The organism is Nitrospirillum guanabarense (assembly GCF_034653355.1).
Taxonomy (GTDB): Bacteria; Pseudomonadota; Alphaproteobacteria; order Azospirillales; family Azospirillaceae; genus Nitrospirillum.
Genome location: NZ_JAYEER010000004.1, coordinates 861,129 through 884,871, shown reverse-complemented (window position 1 = coordinate 884,871; position 23,743 = coordinate 861,129). Strand labels below are relative to the sequence as shown.

General features: G+C 68.8%; 22 protein-coding genes. 10 read left to right on the top strand and 12 right to left on the bottom strand.

Annotation, left to right across the window (positions count from 1 at the left end; genetic code table 11):
- Positions 1-152: 152 nt before the first annotated feature.
- The 6 genes from UAA55_RS22090 to UAA55_RS22065 all read right to left on the bottom strand — a co-directional run bounded on the left by UAA55_RS22090 (position 153) and on the right by UAA55_RS22065 (position 7,630).
- A complete protein-coding gene (locus tag UAA55_RS22090) occupies positions 153-689 on the bottom strand; it encodes a flagellar basal body-associated FliL family protein (RefSeq protein WP_322955436.1) in 537 nt (178 codons plus the stop codon).
- 154 nt (positions 690-843) lie between these two features.
- A complete protein-coding gene (locus UAA55_RS22085) occupies positions 844-1,236 on the bottom strand; it encodes a VOC family protein (protein WP_322955434.1) in 393 nt (130 codons plus the stop codon).
- Positions 1,233-2,633, bottom strand: coding sequence for a flavin monoamine oxidase family protein (locus tag UAA55_RS22080; protein WP_322955432.1), 1,401 nt, complete (start codon positions 2,631-2,633; stop codon positions 1,233-1,235). Before UAA55_RS22080 ends, UAA55_RS22085 begins: the two co-directional genes overlap by 4 nt.
- A 148-nt stretch (positions 2,634-2,781) precedes the next feature.
- A complete protein-coding gene (locus UAA55_RS22075) occupies positions 2,782-4,395 on the bottom strand; it encodes a peptide chain release factor 3 (RefSeq protein WP_322955429.1) in 1,614 nt (537 codons plus the stop codon).
- An 81-nt stretch (positions 4,396-4,476) separates the two neighbouring features.
- Positions 4,477-6,168, bottom strand: a complete 1,692-nt coding sequence (locus tag UAA55_RS22070) for a DEAD/DEAH box helicase (RefSeq protein ID WP_322955427.1) — start codon at positions 6,166-6,168, stop codon at positions 4,477-4,479.
- A gap of 367 nt (positions 6,169-6,535) precedes the next feature.
- Positions 6,536-7,630, bottom strand: a complete 1,095-nt coding sequence (locus UAA55_RS22065) for a serine hydrolase domain-containing protein (protein ID WP_322955425.1) — start codon at positions 7,628-7,630, stop codon at positions 6,536-6,538.
- Positions 7,631-7,765: 135 nt separating this feature from the next.
- Between UAA55_RS22065 and UAA55_RS22060 the strand changes: the two genes are divergently transcribed.
- From UAA55_RS22060 to UAA55_RS22045, 4 genes are all read left to right on the top strand, one after another.
- Positions 7,766-8,296 (top strand): MarR family winged helix-turn-helix transcriptional regulator, encoded by a 531-nt coding sequence (locus UAA55_RS22060; protein ID WP_322955423.1) that lies wholly within the window; start codon positions 7,766-7,768, stop codon positions 8,294-8,296.
- Positions 8,297-8,357: 61 nt separating this feature from the next.
- The gene (locus UAA55_RS22055; protein ID WP_322955419.1) at positions 8,358-9,491 is read left to right on the top strand and encodes a hypothetical protein; all 1,134 of its coding nucleotides are present in this window, start codon (positions 8,358-8,360) and stop codon (positions 9,489-9,491) included.
- A 138-nt stretch (positions 9,492-9,629) separates the two neighbouring features.
- Positions 9,630-10,082, top strand: a complete 453-nt coding sequence (locus tag UAA55_RS22050) for a CidA/LrgA family protein (RefSeq protein ID WP_322955417.1) — start codon at positions 9,630-9,632, stop codon at positions 10,080-10,082.
- Positions 10,079-10,804, top strand: coding sequence for an LrgB family protein (locus UAA55_RS22045; protein ID WP_322955415.1), 726 nt, complete (start codon positions 10,079-10,081; stop codon positions 10,802-10,804). Before UAA55_RS22050 ends, UAA55_RS22045 begins: the two co-directional genes overlap by 4 nt.
- Before the next feature lie 100 nt (positions 10,805-10,904).
- Here UAA55_RS22045 and UAA55_RS22040 read toward each other — a convergent pair whose 3' ends face one another.
- Positions 10,905-12,233, bottom strand: a complete 1,329-nt coding sequence (locus UAA55_RS22040) for a methyltransferase (RefSeq protein ID WP_322955413.1) — start codon at positions 12,231-12,233, stop codon at positions 10,905-10,907.
- A 467-nt stretch (positions 12,234-12,700) separates the two neighbouring features.
- Between UAA55_RS22040 and UAA55_RS22035 the strand changes: the two genes are divergently transcribed.
- The 3 genes from UAA55_RS22035 to UAA55_RS22025 all read left to right on the top strand — a co-directional run bounded on the left by UAA55_RS22035 (position 12,701) and on the right by UAA55_RS22025 (position 15,234).
- Positions 12,701-13,408, top strand: coding sequence for a transglycosylase SLT domain-containing protein (locus tag UAA55_RS22035; RefSeq protein WP_322955411.1), 708 nt, complete (start codon positions 12,701-12,703; stop codon positions 13,406-13,408).
- A gap of 118 nt (positions 13,409-13,526) precedes the next feature.
- Positions 13,527-14,411: a 23S rRNA (adenine(2030)-N(6))-methyltransferase RlmJ gene (locus UAA55_RS22030; protein ID WP_322955409.1), complete on the top strand. Its 885-nt coding sequence runs from the start codon at positions 13,527-13,529 to the stop codon at positions 14,409-14,411.
- Between the two features lie 70 nt (positions 14,412-14,481).
- Positions 14,482-15,234, top strand: a complete 753-nt coding sequence (locus UAA55_RS22025; protein ID WP_322955408.1) for a hypothetical protein — start codon at positions 14,482-14,484, stop codon at positions 15,232-15,234.
- Positions 15,235-15,511: 277 nt separating this feature from the next.
- On the opposite strand, the gene UAA55_RS22020 is transcribed toward UAA55_RS22025, so the two are convergent.
- Entirely contained in the window at positions 15,512-16,234 is a 723-nt protein-coding gene (locus tag UAA55_RS22020) for a response regulator transcription factor (protein WP_322955406.1), read from the bottom strand.
- 619 nt (positions 16,235-16,853) lie between these two features.
- On the opposite strand from UAA55_RS22020, the gene UAA55_RS22015 reads away from it, so the two are divergent.
- Positions 16,854-17,516 carry a response regulator transcription factor gene (locus tag UAA55_RS22015; protein ID WP_322955404.1) on the top strand — a complete coding sequence of 221 codons (663 nt, stop codon included), beginning with the start codon at positions 16,854-16,856 and terminating at the stop codon, positions 17,514-17,516.
- 232 nt (positions 17,517-17,748) lie between these two features.
- Here the strand turns inward: UAA55_RS22015 and UAA55_RS22010 are convergent, their stop codons facing one another.
- The 3 genes from UAA55_RS22010 to UAA55_RS22000 all read right to left on the bottom strand — a co-directional run bounded on the left by UAA55_RS22010 (position 17,749) and on the right by UAA55_RS22000 (position 20,387).
- Positions 17,749-18,819, bottom strand: coding sequence for an OmpA family protein (locus tag UAA55_RS22010; RefSeq protein ID WP_145609635.1), 1,071 nt, complete (start codon positions 18,817-18,819; stop codon positions 17,749-17,751).
- Positions 18,820-19,160: 341 nt separating this feature from the next.
- Positions 19,161-19,475, bottom strand: a complete 315-nt coding sequence (locus UAA55_RS22005; RefSeq protein WP_322955402.1) for a hypothetical protein — start codon at positions 19,473-19,475, stop codon at positions 19,161-19,163.
- Between the two features lie 207 nt (positions 19,476-19,682).
- Positions 19,683-20,387 carry a hypothetical protein gene (locus UAA55_RS22000; protein ID WP_322955400.1) on the bottom strand — a complete coding sequence of 235 codons (705 nt, stop codon included), beginning with the start codon at positions 20,385-20,387 and terminating at the stop codon, positions 19,683-19,685.
- Positions 20,388-20,639: 252 nt separating this feature from the next.
- On the opposite strand from UAA55_RS22000, the gene UAA55_RS21995 reads away from it, so the two are divergent.
- Positions 20,640-21,572: an ROK family protein gene (locus tag UAA55_RS21995; protein ID WP_322955398.1), complete on the top strand. Its 933-nt coding sequence runs from the start codon at positions 20,640-20,642 to the stop codon at positions 21,570-21,572.
- A 36-nt stretch (positions 21,573-21,608) separates the two neighbouring features.
- Here the strand turns inward: UAA55_RS21995 and UAA55_RS21990 are convergent, their stop codons facing one another.
- Positions 21,609-21,869 carry a hypothetical protein gene (locus UAA55_RS21990; RefSeq protein ID WP_322955396.1) on the bottom strand — a complete coding sequence of 87 codons (261 nt, stop codon included), beginning with the start codon at positions 21,867-21,869 and terminating at the stop codon, positions 21,609-21,611.
- 700 nt (positions 21,870-22,569) lie between these two features.
- Between UAA55_RS21990 and UAA55_RS21985 the strand changes: the two genes are divergently transcribed.
- Positions 22,570-23,637, top strand: coding sequence for a hypothetical protein (locus UAA55_RS21985; protein ID WP_322955395.1), 1,068 nt, complete (start codon positions 22,570-22,572; stop codon positions 23,635-23,637).
- Positions 23,638-23,743: the final 106 nt, after the last annotated feature.

The following is a 23,743-nucleotide window of genomic DNA, read 5'->3' as shown; positions in this document are numbered from 1 at the left end:
AGCCCATCACGAAACCGGGCGGGACGCCGATTGTTCAGACGTATGCACGTACCAGGCCATACTACGATCATTGTCGCGGCAATATCCATGCCAGCACGCACGCGCCCTGACCACCCAAACGATGACAGGACCGTTTAAGGCTCTGCCCCATCTCACTGTGATTGTACCAGAATTTCCTCAAACAGCACGTCCCTCACCCGCACCGGCGCGGCGGCCGCGTTCACCCGCTGCAGCAACTCCTCCCGCAGGCGGTAGATGCCGGCCGAGCCCCTCAGATCGTCCAGCCGCAGTTCGCGCAAATAGGTCTGGAAGGTGTCGACGATGCGCGGCGTGGCCAGGGTCAGCTTGGGCCTGTCCTCTTCCTTGTAGATCTCCAGCTGGATCTTCAGCTTCAGGAAGGCCGGGCGGCGTTCGTTGGTCTGCAGGTTGATCAGCAGCTCACCCAGGGGGAAGAACACCGGGGGCGCCTTGGGGTCGAACGCCTCCTCCGCGGCGGCGGGCTTCTCCTCCGCCTCCTCCGCCTTCTTCTTGCCCAGCAAGCCGTCCAGCAGGCCGCTGAAGATCAGGCCGCCGGCGATGAGTGCGATGAGCAGCAGCGGCACCACCACGAACATGACGATCTTCTTGCCGCTGAACTTCTTTCGCGGCAGTTCCTGCTCGCCCCCACCATCCGTTTCGATGGCCGTCATGCTACCCCGCAACGCTCGTGCACCGGGCCCGTTGGGACTTCCGTCCAGGTAGGGCCCACCGTCCCGCCCCCGCTCGGGGCAGGCTCATATAATCATGAAGGCGTTAACCCTTCCTTTCAACAAAATCGGGGGGATGGTGCCCACCCCTCGGCCTTCACCCCCGGGGGCGACCGAAAAACAGGGTGTAGCCGTCGGGATCCATCAATTCAAAACCGCGCAGGCCGTCATCCGTGTCTTGCAGCGGCACGGAAAAGACGACGCCGCGCCCCAGGAATTCAACGGCGAGCGCGTCCGGTTCGTCGGTATTGACGTACGAGTCCCAGCGCGCGTTGGCCGCCCGCGCGGGGTTGGGCACCGGCTCCACCTCCACCGACTTCAGGAACAGCATGGCGCCATCCCGCACGACGATGGCGAAGAAGGGCGCCTCTTCCGGAGACATGTGCATGACCGTGAACCCCAGCGCGTCGCGATAGAACGCCGCCGACGCCGCCACGTCGCGCACGATGAAGAACGGTGCCATGCCCTTCAGGATGGCGCGCGCGTTCATGACGGTAGCGCCAGCACGCGCTGGGCGGCGGCCATGCCCGTCTCATAGGCGCCGGGCAGCCAGCCGGGCCAGGTGAGCGAACAGGCCTCACCGGCGAAGCACAACCGGTCGCCCACGGGTTCCGATAGGATGCGCCGCGCCTCGGCATGACCCGGCTTGGCGGCGGTCATGGACCCCAGGGAATAGGGGTCGGTCCCCCAGCGGCTGACGTGCCAGGCGGTGGCCTGCCGGCGGGTGAGCGACCCGAAGACGTCGGCCACGGCGTCGCGCACCAGGTCCACCGCCTCCTGGTCCTTGGCCCTCTCCAGCTGGCGGGCCAAGTCGCCGCCCACGGTGGCGATGGCCAGTTCCCGGCCGAAGGGCCGTAGGCACAGATCCAGCACGCGGCCGTCACCGCGCACCTGGTCCAGGGCGGTGAAGGGGTCGCAGTCCAGGCTGTCGGGCTTGTAGCCCAGGGCGATGCGGTTGACCAAGCCGGTGGCCAGGCCGTCGAAGGCGGTACGCACGCTGTCGGGCAACGGCGGGTCGAAGGTGACGCCACCCGAAGCCAGCACCGAAATGGGCACGGTGATGATGGCGGCGTCGGCGCTGACCACCCCCTTGGGCGTGGTGACACGCACGCCGCTGCCCGACCAGTCGATGCGGCTGACGGGGCTGGACAGCGTGATCTTCACATCCCGCGCCATGTCCTTGGCCAGGCCGGCGACGGCCGTGCCGATGCCACGCGGAAACCACAGCGCCGCCTCCGCATCCGGACGGCGGGCGGCGTCCAGGCTGGACAGGTCCTTCAGCTCCACCCCGAAGTCCAGCGGCCCCACCAAGGCGGTGGCCAGCTGGCCCAGGTTCCCCAGGTCGGGCACCAGCTCGGCGGCGGAACGGTCGACCTGGGCGCGGCCGGCGTCCTTCACCGCGCGTTCCAGCCGGTCGATGGCGTCGGCGGCCGCCGCGTCGGTGTCGGCGTCGGCCTCCTTGGTGTCGAAGAACAGCAGGTCGTCGGCGCCGTCGTCCGGCACCGTTTCCATGCCGCGTTCATCCAGCAGGCGCCGCAACGGGTTGTCGGCCGTCGCCTCCAACGAGGCGCAGCCGATGTCGTAGGGGAAGCCGAAGGGCCGCGCCTCGGTCCAGGCCCTGCCGCCCACGCGGGCGCGGGCCTCCAGCACGGTGACCTCGGCCCCCGCCTGGCGCAGGGCGCCCGCGGCGGCCAGGCCGGCGAGACCAGCGCCGATGACCACCACCGTGCGCCCGGGACGGATGGGCCCTGGGCGGCTGGCCACCGCCCCCGCCAGGCCGGGCAGGCCCGCCGCCAGCAGGGGCGCCAGCCCCAGACCGCCCACCAGGCGGCGCCGCGACAGTCCGGCACCCCGCATGTAACCCGGTGACCGGGAAGAACCCGACATGTCACGCCTTCCGACTTACCCATCTTCGGCGCGGATGATACCGCCCGGGATTGGCCCCTGTCACCGCGCCATCCGGCGGATGCGCCATTTCGTCCTTTCCGCATAAGGGCTTCGTCCCTCACGCGTCGGGATGCCTGGGCAGCCCCGGTCAGCCCAGGGCGGAGGTGGTGACGGCGCGGTTCTGCTCGCGGGTCTTCTGGAAGCGGATCTTGGGATAATCCTCCTGCGCGCGGTTCAGCTGCCAGCCGTTGCGCGCCAGGAAGACCAGGGCCCCGTCGTGATCCTCCGCCAGGGCGGAGCGGTTGCTGTCCAGGAAGGACTTCAGCACCACCGGATCATCGCATTCGATCCAGCGGGCCGAATCATAACCGCATGATTCGAACTTGGCCTTGATGTCGTATTCGGCGTCGATGCGGGCGGCCAGCACCTCGAACTGCAGCGGGCCGACCACGCCCACCACCCAGTCGGCGCCGATCAGCGGCTTGAACACCTGGCTGGCGCCCTCCTCCGCGAAGTGCTCCAGCGCCTTGCGCAGGTGCTTCATCTTCATGGGGTCGTCCAGCTTCACGCGCTGCAGCAGTTCCGGCGCGAAGCTGGGCACGCCGGTGTAGCGCAGATCCTCACCCTCGGTCAGCGTATCGCCGATGCGCAGCGTGCCGTGGTTGGGAATGCCGATGATGTCGCCGGGGTAGGCGTCTTCCGCTAGTTCCCGGTCACGGGCCAGGAACAGCACGGCGTTGTTCACCGCCAGCAGCTTGCCCGAGCGCATGTGCTTCAGCTTCACGCCCCGGCGGAAATGGCCGGAGCACAGGCGGAAGAAGGCGATACGGTCGCGGTGGTTGGGGTCCATGTTGGCCTGGACCTTGAACACGAAGCCGGTGACCTTGGGCTCCTCCGGCTGCACCGTGCGGCTGTCGGCCTGCTGCGGCCGGGGCGACGGCGCGTAGGCCGCGAGGCCCAGCAGCAGCTCGCGCACGCCGAAGTTATTGATGGCGCTGCCGAAGAACACCGGGGTCTGGTGGCCTTCGCGATAGGTTTCCAGGTCGAAGGGCGGGCACAGTTCCCGCACCATGGCCACGTCCTCGCGCAGCTTGGCCACCTGGTCGGCAGGCAGCAGCTCGTCCAGCTTGGGATCGTCCAGGCCGTCGCACTGGATGCCCTCGCTGGCGACGTCGCCCTGGCGGCGGTCCAGCAGCACCAGCCGGTCGCGGATCAGGTCATAGCAGCCACGGAAGTCGGGGCCGGAACCGATGGGCCAGGAACCGGGCGTCACCTCCAGCTGCAGGTCGCGCTCCACCTCGTCCATCAGGTCGAAGGGGTCGCGGGCCTCGCGGTCCATCTTGTTGACGAAGGTGATGATGGGCACGTTGCGCAGGCGGCAAACCTCGAACAGCTTGCGGGTCTGGGCCTCGATGCCCTTGGCGGCGTCGATGACCATGACCGCGCTGTCGACGGCCGTCAGCGTGCGGTAGGTGTCTTCGGAAAAGTCTTCGTGGCCCGGCGTGTCCACCAGGTTGAAGGTGCGGTCGGCGTAGTCGAAGTTCATCACCGACGCGGTGACGGAGATGCCGCGCTCCCGCTCCACCTTCATCCAGTCCGACCGGGCGCGCCGCTGCTCGCCGCGCGCCTTCACCGCGCCGGCCATCTGGATGGCGCCGCCGAACAGCAGCAGCTTTTCCGTCAGCGTGGTCTTGCCGGCGTCGGGGTGCGCGATGATCGCGAACGTCCGACGGTTATGGACTTCCTGGGGGAGCGCGCTCATGGGACCTGGTACTGGCTATAGGCTTGCAAAGGCGAAAACGGGGCCGTCCGGTGCGGACGGCCCCGTCATCAAACGCGGGACTTAATTGGCGGAAGAACGCGGACGGCGCAAGCCCCCCGTCCCGCCGTCACCCTGCACCCGAGCCGGGCGCGGGCCGTTGCCGTGCTTGCGGGCGCCATCGCGGGCCGGCTTGGCACCGTCCAGCGGGTGGTAGCCGCCGCCGTTGCCGCCACCGTGACCGGCGCCGTGGACGCGGGCCGGGCGGTCCTGCCGATGGCCTTCGCCGCGGTGCTGGCCATCAGGGCGGGGGCCGCCAAACTTCTTGAAGCCGCCTTCCGGGCGGTCGCCGCGCTCACCGCGCGGGCCTTCGCCCCGGGGTCCCTCGGCGCGGAAGCCATCCGGCTTCCGGTCGCCACCGAAGCCGCCCTGCTTGAAGCCGCCTTGCTTGAAGCCGCCACCATGGCCGCCGAACGACTTGCGCGGACGGCCACCGGGGGCGCCGCCGGGGCCGCCGGCCGGGCGCTTGGGCAGCTCACGCGGCTCCAGGCCCGGGATGACATGCTCAACGGCGCGGGTCTGGGTGTAACCTTCGATGCCGCGCACCAGGCCCCACTCATGACGGGTGTACAGGCTGAAGGCGTTGCCGGTGTTGCCGGCGCGGCCGGTGCGGCCGATGCGGTGCACGTAATCCTCGGCCTGGCGCGGCAGGTCGAAGTTGATGACATGGGTCACGTCCGGCACGTCGATGCCGCGGGCGGCCACGTCGGTGGCCACCAGCAGGCGGACACGGCCGTTGCGCAGGGCCTGGACGGTGCGGTTACGCTCCTGCTGGCGCATGTCACCGTGCAGCGGAGCGGCGGCGTAGCCCATTTCCGACAGGCTGTCGGCCAGGCGGTCGGCGTCGCGCTTGGTGGCGGCGAAGACGATGCCCTTGTTCATGGACGGGTCGGCCACCAGGTGGGCCAGCAGCTTTTCCTTATGCTCCAGGCCATCGGCCCGCAGGAAGCGCTGCTCGATGGCGCTGACGTTGACGCTGCCGCCGGCGACATCAACGCGCTCCGGGTTCTTCAGCAGGTTGCCGGCCAGGCGCACCATGGCCTTGTCCACCGTGGCGGTGAACAGCAGGGTCTGGCGGTTTTCCGGGCAGGCGTTGGCGATCATCTCCACGGGCTCCAGGAAGCCCATGTCCAGCATGCGGTCGGCCTCGTCCAGCACCAGCATCTCGACGGTGGAGAGGTCCAGGCGGCCACGCTCCAGATGGTCGATCAGGCGGCCGGGGGTGGCGACCACCAGGTCGACCCGGCGGCGCAGCATCTCCAGCTGCTGGCGGTAGGGCATGCCGCCCAGGATGGCCAGGGTGTGGATGCGGCTGTACTTGGAATAGCCGCGGACGGCGTCCATCACCTGGGTCGCCAGCTCACGCGTGGGGGTCAGCACCAGCAGGCGGGGCCCAAAGGTCTGCAGGCCCTCGGCGCTCAGCGGGCGCGGGGTGGTGGCCATGCGGTGCAGCGCCGGCAGCACGAAGGCCGCGGTCTTGCCGGTGCCGGTGTTGGCGGACGCGATCAGGTCGCGGCCAGCCAGGGCGACGGGGATGGCCCGCTCCTGGATGGGGGTGGGGTATTGGTAGCCGACTTCTTCCAGCGCCTTGGTCAGGGCGGGGGCCAAGCCCAGGTCGGCGAAAGTGGCGCGGCCGTCATTGGCGGCGTCCAGCTCGACGGCGTCGAGAATTTCGGTTTCGGTCACTTCGGTATTGGCGGCAACGGGCAAATCCAAGGGACTTTCCTTCACATAGCAAAACAGCGCCGCGCCCCTCCCGCCCGGGAAAGGCACGCGAACAAACAAGCCGGCACCGCGCCCGCCGAATGAACGGCAGGCGGCACCAGCCAACGAAAGAGCGGCGCAACGTCGGAACGTGTGGAAAGCCGGACCCATCCGGCGATCACAACCCCGAAAGAAGCGGGGCTATGGAAGCGGCGCTGGCGTCGCCCCCTGGAAAGCGGAGACGACCATAACCATGCGCCAGGGGGCCCCTCGGCCACTCAGGCGAGGCGGACCATACGGGGGTGGCTGACAAAAGCCAAGGATTCCGTGACATGCCGCGACGCAACGCAGCGTGGCGCCAGACGCACAGGATCACCCCTTATAAATCCGGTCCCTCCCGCAGCAAACGCGCCGCCACCCGCTTCACCGCAGCCTTGGCGGCGTCCGTCGCGGTGGCGTTGGTCAGGATGGTGACACCCTGGCGGCGGTCGGGGTCCAGATAGGCCACGGTGAAGATGCCTTCCGCCCCGCCCCAATGCTCCCATCGGTCCATGCCGTCCAGCGGCCCCATCATCCAGCCCAGGCCCTGGCCCGTCAGCCAGCCGGGCAGGTTCGGCGCCGGCTGGCGCGTCAGCATCCGCGCCATCGTGCCGGCCGGCAGCACGCGCGCGCCCTCCGCCGCGCCATCGTTGGCGCAGGCGGCGATGTAGCGGGTGAAGTCGGCGGCGGAGGATTGCAGCATGCCGGCCGACCAGTCGGGGAAACCCATGGTGGGCACGGGCTTCCCATCCTCATAGGGCGTGGCGGCCAGGGCGGGTGGCACCTCGCCCAAGGTCCAATAGCTGTGGCGCATGCCCAGGGGCGCCATCAGGAACTGGCGGATGGCCATGCGGGCGTCAAAGCCGCCGACGCGGCCGGCGACATAGCCCAGCAGGGCGAAGCCGACATTGCAATAGTCCCAGGCCTCTCCCGGTGCCGCGGCGGCGTAACAGCCGTCCGCATCATAATAGGTGCCGCCCGGCACCAGATAGCCGACCAGCATGTCGCGCAAGGCCAGCGGCGTGTCGCCGCCCCGGTGCAGGAAATTCACCGCGTAGTACTTTTCGTCCGAGATGCCGGAGGTGTGGGTCAGCAGGTGGCGCACGGTGATGACCGCGCCGGGGTGGTGCGGGTTGACGACGGGAAAGTCGAGATGGGCCGCCACCGGATCGTCCAGCCGCAAGCGCCTCTGCCCCGCCAGGCGCAGGATGGCCGCCGCCGTGATGGTCTTGGTGATGGAGGCGATGGCGAACACCGTGTCCGGCGTCACCGGCCGGCGGCGGGCCACGTCGGCATAGCCGTAGCCGCGCACAAATCGTACCCGCCCCTCCTGGGCGTAGCCCACCGCGGCACCAGGAATGCCGGCCTGGGCCAAGGTGATGCGGATGTCGTGGTCCAGGTGGGCAGGGGTTTGGGCCCATGCCCTGCGTGCCATCAGGACCCCGGCCCCAGCGGCAATCACATGACGGCGCGTCAGTTCCATATCTTCCCCTACCCTGATTCTGGACATCCCGGTCCGGTGCTCCTATAATCAGTAGGCACCTACATATCTGTCAAGGAACCTGTCGCCGTGCCGCCATCCGATGAGATCACATCGCCGGAGGATTATTCCCGCCGCCTGGGCGGGGCGGCGCTGGGCGCCCGCTTGCGGCGCCTGTCGGAGACGATAGACGGCGACGCCACCCGTACCTACGACACCCTGGGCGTCACGTTCGAGCAGCGCTGGTTCGGCGTGCTGAACCAGCTGGTGCTGAATGGCCCCCTGACGGTGGGGGAGTTGGCCAGCCGCCTGCGCATCACCCACGTCTCCGTCAGTCAGACGCGCGCCTCACTGGAGAAGGCGGGCCTGGCCCAGACCACCGCCGATCCGGACGATGCGCGCCGCCGGCGCCTGGCCCTGACCCCGGCGGGGGTGGCGCTGGTGGAACGGCTGCGCCCGCTGTGGCGGGCGCTGGAGGCGGCGGCGCTGGACCTGGATGCCGAGGCGCAGGCCGTGACTGCCGCCCTCGACCGGCTGGAGGACGCGCTGGCCCGCCGCAGCCTCTACCAACGGGTCCTGGATCATCTGGGGGACGATCACCCAGGTGACGGGACGGCATAAGGCATAGACGGGCCGCTACACCCTTGCGCCGGCCGGGCCCTGTCGTCCATGGTCCGCCGCCATGAAACGCCGCGCCTCCACTCCCCGACGGCCCGCCCAGCCCGCGCTGCTGCTGGGGCCCTTGCTGCTGGCCCGGGGCGGCCAGGGCGACCGCTGGCGCGTCAGCGCCGTGATCGTCACGGACGGTGAGGAAGAGCCGCCGGATCTGACGGTGGCCGGCGTGGGCCTGCCCGTGCCGCCCCGCTGGCTGGGCAAACTGCCCGAGGGCAAGGGCGCCGCCTGGCGTTACGACTTCGCCGTACCCCGGGGCGCGCAGGATGGGCGGGCGGACTATGGCTTCCTGGACCTCGGCACGCCCTGGTCCTTCGCCGTGCCCGGCATGGCGGTGCCGCCACGCGTGGCGCTGGCCGATGTTGGCGGCGACGCCCCGTTTGCCTCTTCATCCTCTGGCGCTTCGACCTCTGGCCCTTCCGCCTGGTCGGCCCTGCTTTCCCGCCACCGGGTGCAGCCCTTCCACCTGTTCGTGCTCAGTGGCGTGGTGCCGCTCGGCCTGGCGCCGAACGGCACGCTGGCCGGCCCCGCCCAGGCGGAACGCCGCGCCCTGATGGCCAGCGTGCCCCACCTGGCGGCCTGGACCGGCCCGGGGACGCACCATGGCAAGGCGGCCGGGCCCCGCGCCCTGCACCGCCTGCTGGCCCAAGGGTTGGGGGCGGAGGACAAGGCGGAAAACGCCTGGGCCGGCGCTAACGACCTGGTGCAGGGCCTGACGCTGAACCGCCTGGGCGTGCTGGCGTTGGATGCCGCCGCCGACCCGGATATGCTGACGGAGCGGCTGGACCGGTTGCGCGGCTGCCGCGCGGCTTTGGTGCTGACACGCGGCCCCCGCGCCCCCATCACCGGCTGGCGCGCCCACCTGGCCCGCTTGCGTCCCGGCAGCGGCGCCGGGGAGACCCTGAGACCGGCGCTGGACCGCCTCCGCGATGCCGCCGCCATGGAGATTGTGCACCTGCGTCCCGGCGCGCCGCCAGCGACGGAGGAAGCCTGCCGCCTGCTGCCCACCCTGGCCACGGATGGCCGCTGGCTGGAGGCGCGGCTGGGCGCCCGGGGCCTGGAACTGACGACGCAAGAGGCGCGGCCGGCCGTCCTGCCGGCGGGTTTTGCCGATACTGGCCCCGATATCGGCGACGGCCGGTAGAAATCGCGGGCCACGCCTGCGCCCATGCCGGTTGACCCCGGTGGCGCGCAGGGTCAGCTTGGCGTCGCGATAATCCACATCCACCAAACCCACCGCGTCAGGCGTCCCAAGGCTTTCCGCCGCCGGGGGCCGCCTCACATGACGGAGTTCGCCATGGTCGGCGCCCTTGCCATGCTGGTGGTCTGCCAGCTCATCGGGGAAATCGTGGTGCATGGCCTGCGCCTGCCCGTCCCGGGGCCCGTGCTGGGCCTGCTGCTGCTGGTCGCCTGGTTCGCCTGGCGCGGCGGCCCGACCCAGACCATGGGCACCACCGCCGACGTCATTCTCAGCAACCTGTCGCTGCTGTTCGTGCCGGCGGCCGTGGGCATCGTGCAGCATGGCCAGCGCTTCATGGCCCAGGGGCCGGCCATCGTGCTGGCGCTGTTCGCCAGTTCCGTCCTGACCATAGCCGTCACCGCCTATGCTTTCCTGTGGGCCGACAGGCGCTTCGGCGGCAAGGGCCCGGTGCCGACAGACGTGGCCGCCAGCCATGATCCTTTCGATACCGATACGGAGAAAGGCGCCACCACCGGCACGGGGGGTGCCCCATGATGAGCAAAAAGGGCCTGGGCGACATCTGGGTCTACCTGTCGGCCAGCCCGCTGCTGTGGCTGGCGGCGACACTGGTGGCCTACCTGGTCGGTGTGCGGATCTACACCCGCACCAACCGCAACCCCTTCGCCAACCCGGTGGCGCTGGCGGCGCTGTTCCTGGTCATCCTGCTGGTGGTCACGGACACGCCCTATCCCACTTATTTCAATGGCGCGCAGTTCATCCATTTCCTGCTGGGCCCCGCGACGGTGGCCCTGGCCGTACCGCTGTGGCGCCACCGTGCCGACGTGCGCCGGGGCGCCCTGCCTCTGGCCATCGCCATGGTCGCGGGCTCCATCACCGCCGCCGCCTCGGCCGTCTTCGTCGCCCATGTGCTGGGAGCGGATCGGGAAACCGTGCTGTCGCTGGCGCCCAAGTCGGTCACCACCCCCATCGCCATGGGCATTTCGGAAAGCATCGGCGGCATCCCGTCGCTGACCGCCGCCATGGTCATGGTGACCGGCATCATCGGCGCGGTGTTCGGCCCCTTGCTGCTGCGCTGGCTGAAGATCCGCGACGACCGGGCCAAGGGCCTGTCCATGGGCATGGCCGCCCACGGCGTGGGCACAGCCATCTCCTACACCATGAGCCCCCTGGCCGGCAGCTTCGCCGGCATCGCCATGGCCCTGAACGGCCTCATCACCGCCCTGCTGGTGCCCCTCCTGCTGGCCTTGCTGCTCTGACCGGACCAAGAGGGCACGGGACAGGGTTTCATGCCCTTTAGCGATGCTGGGTCCGGCACGGGAGGCGCATTTGAACTGTCACGATCGAATGCCACTCGCATCAGGGCCCTTTGCGTAGGATGAACAGCAGGCCGTCCACCGGCCGGTTTTTCTCCCAGCGCGGCGCCACCGAGGCCAAATGCTCGACCGCCAGGCCCGCCGCCCCGGCCGCCGCCAGCAGATGCTCCCGCGCATGGGCGTAGCGGCGGCTTTCGCGCAGGGCATAGGGACCCTCGCCCGTCCAGCGCTCCACCGTGGCGGCGAAGCGGCCGCCGGGCTTCAGCGCCATGGCCGCCGCCTGGAACACCGGCGCCAGATCGCCCAGGTAGACCAGCACGTCGGCCGCCAGCACCAAATCCCAGGTACCCGGCGCCTCCGCCAGGGCGCGCATCAGGTCGGCGTCCCACAACCGGTCATACAGACCACGGGCGCGGGCATGCTCCACCATGCGCGGCGACAGGTCGACGCCGGCCAGGAACCGGGCCAGCGGCTTGACCTCCACGCCCCCCAGGCCCGTGCCGCAGCCGATGTCCAGGATGTCCAGGTCCGCGCCCACCCCCACGGCGTCCAGCGCTTGGCGCAGCAATCGCGGCGCCTGGTAGCGCAGCTTCCGCGTCAGGTCGGTGTCGAAACGGTCGGCGTAGCGGTCGAACAGCGCCTTTACATAGGTGGGCGTCAGGTCGGCACCGCCCGCGGCCGTCGCCGCCTCCAGGGCCGCCAGCAGGCGGGCGGCACCGCCAAGGTCGTCCGGATCGGCTTCCAGCGCCCGGCGCCAGCAGCGCGCCGCCTTCCCACCTTCCGCCAGGGCGGCCCAGGCGCGGCCCTGCAGCACCAGCGCCATCGCGCGGGCGGGGTCGGCGGGGTGGGCATGGGCCAGCAGCGGCTCCAGCATCTCCGCCGCCGCCAGCGGGTCGCCGGCGTCCACCAGCACCTGCCCCACTTCGGCGGCCCCCTCCAGGTCATGCGGCGCCAGGAAACGGGCCTCACGCGCGTGGACCAGCGCCGCCGCCGTCTCCCCCCGCGCCAGTTGCAGCCGGGCGGCCAGGCGGTGCCCCGCGGCGTCATCGGCCCGGCGCGCCAGCGCGGACGCCACCAAGCCCCAGGCGGCCTCATTGTCGCCGGCATCGGCCAGGCAGGCCGCCTGCCCCAGCGCCCAGGACGTCCGCTCAGGCTCCGCTCCGGCCGCCGCGGCGAACTGGGCGGCGGCGGCGGTGAACCGGCCCTGGCGGCGAAGCAGCGCGCCCAAGGCACCCCGCGCCTCCGCGGCCTCGGGCAACAGGGCCACGGCCGCCGTCAGCGCCGTCTCCGCCACCGCCTCATCCCCCGCGTCCAGGGCGTCATAGGCCTGGGCCATCCGCTGTTCATAATCGGCAACGCTGTCGGAGGTCATGGTCGGACTCGGGTTCCAGGGAACGGGGTTTGAGAGCCCCTTATGGCCCCTCCATTCCTGGGGGGCAACCGGGGCCGTCGCGCTATTCGTAGCGGGTGCCGCAGTTCACACGGGGGCAACATGACGCACGCTAAGGGCTTGGAATCCCGGCCGGCATGGGGCATGGTGCCCCCGCTGACAGGGGCGTAGCGTGGCGCCGTTGCCACACTCCGGTCATATTTTTTATTGACCTGCTGCGTTTTGTCTGTAATTGCTATGCGGCCGTTGCATGGATATAGGCCTTACGGACAGACGGCAGCGGCAGTTCGACCCATTCGGTTAGGGAGCGGTCACCGCACTGAGTATCGGTGATCTGATGGAATACCCCGCCCGCGAGCGGGGATGTGCTTTGGGGAACCAGCACAGACGCCAGATGGATGTCGCGACGCGAGGTCGTCGACGCCAGTGACGATAGATGGAGGACTCTCATGCAGATCGCGCGCCGCCGGAGCGACGCCCTTCTAGGCCGGGAGTCCGAATCCGAGTTCGCAGGCAGCCACATCTCCACCGTCCGCTTCTTCAAGACCGCCATCGCCGGGCTGTTCCTCAGCCTGGGCGTTCTCACTGTGGCGCCCGCCGCCCACGCCGCTTGCCTGGATCACATCCTGCAGGCTGAAAAGGAAGCGGGGGTGCCCTCCGGCCTGCTGCTGGCCGTGGCCCTGGTGGAAAGTGGCCAGTCCATTTCGTCGGAGGCCTACGCCGTCAACGTGAAGGGCACCGCCCATTTCGTGTCGACGCCGACGGCCGCCGCCAAATACCTGCGCGATCCCAAGGGTAACCTGCGCCAGAACGTGACCGCCGGCTGCATGCAGCTGTCGCTGTCCGACCACAAGGCCGCGTTCCACCCGGTGGAAAAGATCGTCGATCCCAAGGAAAACGTCCAATACGCGGCCCGCATGCTGGCCCGCCTGCGCGCCACCGCCGGCAGTTGGGCCGCCGCCGTCGCCCGTTACAACGGCGGCAGCGGCAAGACCGCGCACGCCTATGCCTGCAAGGTGCGCAGCAATCTGGTCAGCCTGAACTCCGTCAACGCCTCGCTGATCGATGGCAACGGCTGCAGTGACGAGGAAAGCACGGCCGTGACCCCGCGCACCCGCCGCGTCTACGAGAGCGCCACGACCGAACCGGTGGGCTGATCCCGCCCCATCCCATCGCTCCGCTGAACAGGCCGCCCCGCCGGGCGGCCTTTCGCTTTTCTGGGTCGCGACAGCGGCGATTGTCGCTGGCCGTGTTTTGCTGGCATGCTCCGCCCCCATGAACTACCGCCACGCTTTCCATGCCGGCAATCCGGCTGATGTCATGAAGCATGCCATCCTGGCGCTGCTGATGACCCGGCTGACTGCCAAGACCACCCCCTTCGCCGTGCTGGACACCCATGCAGGCATCGGCCGCTATGATCTGACGGGGGACGAGGCCACTCGCACGAGTGAGGCCGCCCTGGGCATACAGCGGCTGCTGCAGGTCGCCGAGGCGGGCGCCCTGAGCGCGCCCGCGGCGGAGGCGCTGGCCCCCTACCTGGACGCCGTGCGCATCGCCGCTGGCCGGGCCCCCGGGCAGCCTTTGGGCGCCATCACCAACTATCCCGGCTCCCCCTGTCTGGCACGCACCTTCCTGCGGGAAAATGATCGCCTGATCCTGGCGGAACTGCACCCGGAGGACGCGCGGACCCTGAAGGGGGTGTTTCGGGGTGATCGGCAGGTGGCGGTGCACCACATGGACGGCTGGACGGCGCTGAAGGCCCACCTGCCGCCCAAGGAAAAGCGCGGCCTGGTGCTAATCGACCCCCCCTTCGAAGCGGCGGACGATTTCGACCGCCTGGTTGCCGGCCTGGCCCTGGCCCACGGCCGCTGGCCCACCGGCATCTACGCCCTATGGTACCCCATCAAGGACCGCGCCACCGGTTGGCGCCTGCACCAACGGCTGGAGGACAGCGGCATCCCGAGGATCCTGGCGGCCGAATTGACCTGGAACGATGACGCCCGCGTGGACCGCCTGAACGGCTCCGGCATGATTTTGGTCAACCCGCCTTGGCAATTGGATGAAACTTTGCGGCAAATGTTGCCGTCCCTTCATGAGGCCCTTGGCTTCGCCCAGGGTATCGCCCATGTTGAATGGGTCGCCGGCGAAAGTACCGCCTAAGGGCATAGCCTTTCGGTTAGGTTCGCTGTGAGCGGCATCAGTGATGCGACGGGGAAAAGGGATCGAGCGGATGGCGCAGAACGGTCAGCGGCCTTTCATGGCGGAAATTCAACGGCAGCGGCGGGCGCAGGACCAACCCGGCACCGTTGACGCCCTGTCGCTGTCGGCCACCCCGCTGAACCCGGCCGCCCTGGCCCCCCTGACCCCGGCGCAGGAGATTCGCCTGGACACGTCGGAGGTGATGGAGGCCATCCAGCACCTGGGCCAGAAGCTGGACCGCTTCCTGAACACCGACCACACCCAGATCGAGGCGATCCATGTGGAGATCGCCGACATCGCCGGCCGCATCAAGGCGACCAAGCTGGAGATGGCGGCGCTGCGCCACCCGCTGGCCAAGGACGACACCTTCATGGAGGCGAGCCAGCAGCTGACCGCCGTCGTCGCCTCCACCGAGGCCGCCACCAACAGCATCATCCAGGCGGCGGAAGAGATCGATGACATCGCCAACGAGGTCCGCTCGCAGTTGCCGGAGGGCTACCAGAACTCCCGCCTCAAGGACCTGAACGAAGTCACCCTGCGCATTTTCGAAGCCTGCAATTTCCAGGACCTCACCGGCCAGCGAATCACCAAGGTGGTCCAGGCCCTGAGCTTCATCGAAGAGCGGGTCGAGGCCATGATGTCGGTCTGGAACACCAAGGAGTTCGAAACCATGCCCCTGCCCCCGTCCATCCATAAGCATGACGAGGGTCTGGAGTTGCACGGCCCCGTCAAGGACGGCGGCCAGACCATCTCCCAAGCGGACATCGACGCGCTGTTTGATTGATTATTGAGTCTCCCTCGGACGCGGGGGCCGGCATCCACCGGCCTGGCGCGTCCTCGTTCCACACTTCGCCACGCTGTCCGCGAAGCTCCGGCGGACGCAGTCTCGTCCTACACCGGCATGAGCCAACGCTCCTGCCGTGGAATGCTCTGTTATCTTTGTTATCTTTCTTCCGCAGCGCGCGAGCACGCGGTGCGTGCCCCTAAAACGGCAACAGGGGCCCGAAGGCCCCTGCACCGTGCACCGGTCCCCGTGGGGCCGGAACCATACCGTCGATGTCTCAGTTGGTCAGCGTGCCGGCCATGAAGGCCATGCTGCCGAAGCCACTGCGCGCGGCGGCAACGGCCACCTGCGTGCGGTTCTTGGCGCCCAGCTTCTGCATCACCGCGCGGACATGAACCTTGACCGTGCCTTCCAGCACGCCGAGTTCGCGGGCGATTTCCTTGTTGGAGCAGCCGGCCAGGATCAGGCGGAAGATATCCTGCTGGCGCTCCGTCAAGCGGTCGGCCAGCGCGGCCTCGCGGCCGGCGGGCGCCTGGCCCATGGCGGGACCCGAGGCGCCACGCACCCCCGCCAAGGCGGCGGTCAGCGCCTGGCGCGGCATGGCCACGTAATTCTCCCCCGACAGGATTAGGGTCAGCGTGCGTTCCAGCACCTCTGTGGGGCCGGTCTTCAGCACATAGGCACGGGCGCCGGCGCGGATGGAGGCGATGACCTCATCGCCCTCCTGCACGGCGGACACCGCCACCACGGGCACGGAGCCCAGGGCGGACGTCAGCTGGGCGATCGCCTCGACCCGGCTGCCGGACAGGCTGTCCAGGTCCAGCAGGACGAGATCGATCCCCGGCGCGGACATGGCCTGCGCCAGCGCTTCCTCCACGGTGCCGGCCTCAAGCGCAGACGCCCCCGGGAACTGGGAGGTCAACATCAAGGCGGCGCCACGGCGCACCAGGGCCTGGCCATCCACGACAAGAAAAGTGCGATGGCGGGGCGAAGCGCCCACACCGGCAATTCCGTTTTCCAAACCATCCTCGGCTAGACTGCTGACAGTCCCGGGAAAACGCGCGGTCATGCTCATCATCTGAAACCCCACGTTCGAGTCCGGCCACTTCCGGCCCAGGCCATCCAAAACGCTTCATCCGGCATGGGGCGCCTGCGTGGCAGGTCCCCTGACGATCGTCCGCCGGTTCCGGCACCTTTGGCCCCCGGACCGACACTTTCGATGAACGCGTGACCCTGACTGGTTAGCGACACCTTCGCCATCATGACCATCCGAACACGGCCAAAATGGGGCAGCCTAACCTTTTTTCCCCGGGAACCCCATTTCCGCCGTGGTACCCCCTCGGCGACGTGCGATCTTCCCAGGTGGCCAAACGATCCACCTCACGATGTGACAGACTGTGACCCGTTTTCAGACATGCCGCAACAGAAACATGGCGTTCGGGGCCACTTTCCCATAGGATTGTCGCAATAGAACTGGCGATCTATTACCTGGCCACGGGGCAAATCGGCCGTTAACAGGTTAGCGTCGACATTTCACGAGTATCCGCGACAATGTTAATAAAATTTTTAATAAACAGTCTCCGGTGGGGGAGACCGCAATCACAATGGGGGAATAGGCAATGACAGGCCGCAGCGTTCTTCTGATCGACCAGGATCAGTTGTTCGGGGCGGCGCTGGGTACATTGCTGGGGGAGGATAGCTTCCAGCTGTTACCGCCCGTCCCTTCGGTGGAGGAAGCAATGAAGGTGCTGCGGGACATCGCGGCGCCTGATTTGATCATGGTCGACCCTTGGGGCATCGACCCGCCGCGCGTGGCCAGCGAATTGCGGCGCCTGCGGGCGGCCGCCCCCCAGACCCGCATCGCGGTCCTGACCTCCGACACCAGCAATTCGGTGCTGAAGGCCAGCCTGTTCGCCGGCATGGACGGCCACTTGTCCAAATCGTCCGGCGTCGCCACCCTGCGCGACGCGCTGGAACTGATCCTGGCCGGCGACGCCGTGTTTCCGCCTCGCGCCGCGGCCCTGGTGGCACAGGCGCAGCAGCCGCAGGGCCCCACGCCGGCCGACCTGGTGGCGGCCACGGCCGACCTGTCGCGGCGCGAGATTCAAATCCTGGGCTGCCTGCTGGCCGGGCAATCCAATAAATCCATCGCCCGCCGGCTGGAAATCACCGAATCCACGGTGAAGATGCACTTCAAGAACGTGATGCGCAAAATCGGCGCGCAGAATTGCACGCAGGCCGCCGTCTGGGCCATTCAGCGCGGCATCGGGCCGTTGAGTTAAGTATCACCGCCGGCAAGGCGCCCCGACCACCCGGGGAAATCGTCTCAGCGCCACGGAACAACCGACAAGAAAAGGGGCGCCGCCCAGCCGGGTGGCGCCCCTTTCTTATTTCATCGTCCGCTTCCGGCCTTGTGGCGGGAGCCGAAGGCCGAAATCGGAAGGCGTCGTCATCGGGCCGGGAGACCGGGCCCAGGGTCACCCCCGGGCCCGGTCACCAGTCCCCCCGAACGGATCAGGGGAAAATGATGACGGCGCGACGGTTGGACGGCTCACGCACACCGTCCGCGGTCGGGACCAGCGGATCGGACTCGCCCTTGCCGTCGGTGGCGATGGAGGCACCGACGCCCTTGGACGTCAGGTAAGCCTTCACAGCCTCGGCGCGGCGCATGGAGAGCTTCAGGTTGTAGGCGTCCGAACCGGAACGGTCGGTGTAGCCCGTCACGTTGATCTTCGTGATGTGGCCGGTGGCAGCGTCCTTGGCGGCGTTGTCCAGCACGGTCTTGGCGTCAGCCGACAGGTCCGTCTTGTCCCAGTCGAAGAACACCGTGAAGTTCCGCGAAATGGACGGGGCCGGCGGCGGGGGCGGCGGGGGCGGCGGGGGCGGAGGAGCCGGCGGAGCCACGGTCGGGGTCGGCTTGGGCGCCGGAGCCGGCGGGGCGCCGAAGGTGTAGCGCAGGCCGACCAGGACCGAGTGGTTCTGGTAGCCGGCCTTGAACTTCGGAGCGTTCGACGGCTCGTAGGTGGTGTCCGGCGTGCCCATGAAACGGTAGCCGACGGTGAAGTCCAGGTTGTCGCTCAGCGCGTAGGCGACGCCGGCGGCCAGCTGGTAGGTGAAGGCGGTGGTGGAGGTCTCCACCGACAGGCCCGGCGTGTACAGGTCGCCCACGCCGTCGAACTTGTAGCGGCCGAAACCGATACCGGCGCCGACATACGGACGCAGCGGGCTGTCGACGTTGAACTCGTAGTAGGTGACGGCCATGAAGGTCAGGGCGGTCAGGTCGCCAGCGCCGCCGGCGCGGCCCGGGCCGCCACCGGTGATGTCGCCGACGGTGCTGCCGCCGTAGCCGATTTCCGCACCGACGCGGACGCCGTTGCCGAACTTGTAGCCGCCCTCGACCAGGCCGGTCGGGGAGGTCGTGAAGTCGGCCTTGTCGGTGTAGACCGGGCCCTTCAGGTCGGTCTTGTCAGCCCAGTTCACACCGGCCTGGGCACCGAGGTAGTAACCCTCGTTGGTCTGGGCCAGCGCGGTGGCCGGCAGACCGAGCGCGAACACCGCGCACAGTAATGAATGACGGAGTTTCATTCGTCGTTTCTCCTCCTTCTGACCGAGGGGTTACGTCTCCCCAAAGGAACCCTCGGTTGAATTGAGACTACCCTTCGCGCCAGGACGTGGCGCCTTTGATTGTCCCGCCAATCGGCAGGGTTAGACAACGTCCTGAGTTAATTCAATCCTTCAACACCGTACGGTGAGCAACCCAGCCTTGTGAGCTACGCCGTTCGGCCCGTCAGGACACGCCGTTGATCGGATGGAAATAAGGTTAAACTGAGGCAGCGATTTTCAAGGGGCCCGGTTTGCATAAGTAGCGGAGGCCCCATCCGCCATTCGCATATTGCACGGTCTTAGGGCTTTAGTTAGCCCCAATGTCATTCACGGCCGTAAAATGCCGATTCTGCCGCAGCGCGGGCCGCCGCCGCGTCGGTGAAGACTTGCCCGTCCAGGACCTGGGCCCGCATATGCACCGCGTGGAACGCCATGCCCTCGGGGTGCACGGTCACCAGGCCCACCGCTTCCTCGTCGATTTCAATGACATACGCCGTGGGATCGGGCAGCGCCGATCCGGTCTGGCGGGCCGCGCCGGCAACGTTTGCCCCGTGGTCACCGGCGGCCGGAAATTCAATAGGCTCACCACTGGCTGGCACAATATCCGTGGCCTCATGGAGAGCTATTCTATTGGGCATAACCCGTTCTCCTTTAATCGGGCGCGTCTCCCTCGGGGGGCGCCGACTTGCGGAGCGGATTAAACAATCCCCGGCATTACGATTTCCACCACGCTTATGGGCATAGCGTTACTTTGTCACCAGCCCTTTGTCATCCCCCGCCTGGGCTGGCGCCTAGGCCCATACCCGGAAATTCGGGCATGGGCCTTATGACCTGCGGGGTTGCCGTCAGTGCGATGCGCCGCTGGCCGCCCCGGCGGCGTCCTTCGCTGGGGCGGCCGCGACGGCCGGCGTCGGGCCGGTGATGCGGTCGCCGGCGGTGGCGGCGGCCATGACCGGGGGCGGCAGATCGCAGCGCGGCAGTTCAGACACCCGGACCACGGCGTCGTTGCTGATGGTCTTCACCACGTCGGCGTCGCTCATCAACTCCGCCTGGGCCAGCAGGTCGACATGCTGGGCGCAGTAGATGTCCGTGGAAACGGCCGCGATGTGCTGCGACATCTCATTGGCCAGATGGGTACGCAGGGTGTCCAGCGCGCGATTCGGATTGCCCTTGGTGGTCTTGCGGTAATGGGCGATCAGCGAATCTTCCCAGGCGATGATCTGCGTCCTGTGCGCCAGCGTGAACTTCTTGTAGCGCACGTACAGCCCTTCGTAATTGCCGCCCAGCTGCTGGCAGGTCAGGCCGATGACCATCAGGCGGGTGTGATAGCGGATGGCCTGCTCCGCGTCGAACTCCGCCGGGGAATAGCAGGGGCCGGACACCTTGGCCGCCTTCGGGGGCGTCTTGGCGGCCTTCTCCGGTGCCGCCTTCTTGGCGGCGGCGGCTTTCTTGACCGGGGTCGTCTTGTCGGCGGCGAAGGCTGGACCACTCATGGCGGCGGCCAGGGCGAAAGACAGGAGGGGAGCGGCGAGCAAACGGGCACGCGTCATGGCGCGGGTATCCATAGCAGTATAAGGACGATCGGCATCGTGGCGGCGGCGCGGCGCATCCCCATGAAGACATCCTCCAAGCCGGTCAAGGCCTGGAGGAACGCCCGCGATCAGGCCCCCGCTTCCACCACATCTTGTACATTTAGCCCCGCGCGCCCACCATGAGCAAGAGTTGGCGCGCGACATAGCCCATAAGCGCGAGACCCCGGGGACGTCCATGAGCGTGCCGCCGACAAAAATGAGGAAAACGCCATGGCCCGTATCGGCATCGACCTGGGCGGCACGAAAATCGAAGGGCTGGCCCTGGGCGACCGGGGCGAGGAGTTGGCCCGGCGCCGCATTTCCGCTCCCCGCGACGATTACGGCGCGACCTTGGCCGCCGTGGCGGGGCTGGTCGCCTGGCTGGACGGTGTGGTCAATTCGCCGGTCCCCGCCAGCGTGGGCGTGGGCATACCTGGCGCGCTGTCGGCCCTGACCGGCCTGGTGAAGAACGCCAATTCGACCTGGCTGAACGGCCACCCCCTGGACCGCGACCTGACGGCCAGCATAGGCCGGCCCGTGCGGCTGCAGAACGACGCCAACTGCCTGGCCCTGTCGGAGGCCGCCGACGGCGCCGGCGCCGGCTGCGGCACCGTCTTCGCCGCCATCCTGGGCACCGGATGCGGCGGGGGCGTGGTGGTGGACGGGCGCATCATCACCGGCCGGCACGCCGCCGCTGGCGAATGGGGCCACAGCCCCCTGCCCTGGCCGCAGCCGCCCGGGGCGCACGGCAGGGAGGATGAGCGGCCAGGCCCCGCCTGTTACTGCGGCCACCAGGGCTGCCTGGAGACCTGGCTGTCCGGTCCAGGACTGGCCGACGACCACACCCGCGCCACCGGCCGCGTCCTGCCGGCGGTGGAGGTGGCGGCCCTGGCCGCGGCCGGCGACGGTCCGGCGCGGGCGGCCCTGGACCGCCACGTCGACCGGCTGGCGCGCGGACTGGCCGGCGTGGTCAACCTGCTGGACCCGGACGTCATCGTGCTGGGCGGCGGCCTGTCCAACATGGCGCATCTTTATGAGCGCTTGCCGGAACGGCTGGCCGCCTGGTGCTTCTCCCCCGACGTCACCACGCCCATCCGCCCGGCGCGGCACGGCGACTCGAGCGGCGTGCGTGGCGCCGCCTGGCTCTGGCCCGCGCAGGGCTGACGTTTCGACTGGGGCCCGACTCAGCGTATCCGGACTTTATGCCTGCCACCGGGCCCAGACCAGGGTGCCGGCGGCCGTCGCGAACAACAGCAGGGCGATGATGGCCGCCCACAGCGCCGATGACGCCAGGATCAGGGCGGCGCCGGCGATCACCTGGGCAGCCGCCGCCATATGCCAGCGCGCCCGGGACGTGATGCGAACCGACATCGGCGGGGAGGCGACCGGCGTCCCCTTGCGGGTGGGCCGGGGAGAGCGCCGGTCGCCTTTCTGGCGGTTGCCGCCCTGACGGGCGGACACGGCGGAACGGGATTGTGAGGATCGCTTGGCCATGGCCCAAGGGCATAGCAGCGCCACCCCCGGCCGGCAAGGCGGGCCGCCTCGCCACCCCTGAGTCGCGGGCGGAATGGATGGAGGCGACGGTGGCGGCGGCGCGCAGGGGGAACCCGACGCCAAAAACGCGCCGAGATTCCGGCTTGCGGTTGAGACTCCTCGATTTCGCCTAGGCCGGCAACCCGCCCGGCACATCCATCGGCACCGCCGTCCAGGGGGCTGCCGGCGAGTTGGCGAATGGAGTTTTTAAAAAAGAGCGATGACGGTGGAATCAGCGCTTGCAGTCCGGGGATTTTCTTTTAAATAAAGATCAGGACTTGGGTGTCATCGGCCAGCCCTGGCGGACATTCGCAACGGCGACCCGGCACTTCAGTTCAACTGGATTTTCATGAACCTCGCGCCGCTGCCTCTCGGGCGGAAACCCGCATGGCGTGGCGTTGGTATTCCTTGTCTTTGTTTATAAAGACATCTGAATACTTCGAGGTTTTGAATATCGCTTTTTAAAGGTGTGGTCCGGCTGTCATATAAATGACGGCGGCGACATCAGGGGGTGCCCTACGGCGGGCTTTGGCCCGCGCTTCCGGCGCGCCTTGGCACACCCCGTCCGCGACTGCCGGGTCAGCCCCCATCGTTCGGCTGCCGGCCCTTTGAATGATGTGTGACAGACATGACCCAAGAGCCCCTGTGGCAGCCCAGCGACATCCAGAACCAGGACGGCGTCGAGAAGGAAGCCGACGGCGACGCCCCGAAGCGGCGCGGCCGCATCCCGCAGTCGGCCTGGCCGTCCATTCTGGAGCGCTATCGCGCCGGGGCCACGCTGTCGGCCATCGCCCGCGAATTCGACTGCACGCCCAGCGCCATCTCGTACATCGTGCGCAAGGCCGAAACGGCTCAACCCGGTGAGGGCGGCGACGCTCCCGCGCCGGTCGCGGAAACGCCCCCCGCGCCCAAACCCGCCCGCGCGCCCAAGGCGGAGGCCCCCACTCCCGCCCCGGCCCTGCCGCTGGAGCAGCCAGCGGTGACCGAGACGCCGGCGGCCCCCGCCCCGGTGGAAACCGCCCCGGCCCTCGAGCAGCCGCAGCGCGCCCCGCGCGCCGCCGGCGAGCGTGGCCCCCGCGGCGAGCGTCCCATGCGTTCCCATGAAGGACGGTCTCAGGAAGGCCGTGAAGGCCGTCCGGAGCGTGAGCCCCGGGCAGAGCGCGCCGACGGTGAACAGCCTAGGGGCGACCGCTTTGGCGATCGTCCGCAGCGGGGCGAGCGTCGCACCCTGACCGGCGCCGCCGTGGCCAACGCCGCCCAGGAGCGCAGCCAGCCGCCGGCCGTCAGCCAAGGCCAGCGCCCCTATGGCGACCGCCAGGGGAACCGCGCGCCCGTGGGCGCGGCGTCCGAAACGGAAAGCATGGACCAGCTGCTGGACCGTCCCTACAACAGCGACCGCCCAGTGGGTTCGGAATATCCCTACCGCCAACAGCAGCGCAACGCCGCCCGCCTGGAAGCGGCCGAGGCCCCGACGGAGCCGGCCGATCAGCGCATGACCGTCGCCGCCCAGCGCAGCGCCGAAGCCTACACCGCCTGGAAGGCCAACCCCGAGGGTGGCATGCAGGGCCTGACCGACGCGCTGCATGAACTGCGCAAAGTGATCGCCCGCATGGAGATCGAGATGTCCGCCAGCCGCAAGGAAGAGCATGCGGCCCGGCCCATCCCCATCCCCTACCACCGCGCCCAGCGCCGCTGAACCGTCGGGGAGGACACCCCGGCTTTCAGCGCCCCACCAGCGCCGGATGCGAAAAAACACCCCGCCTGAGGAGACTCGGGCGGGGTGTTTGCTTTCGGGCCGCCCG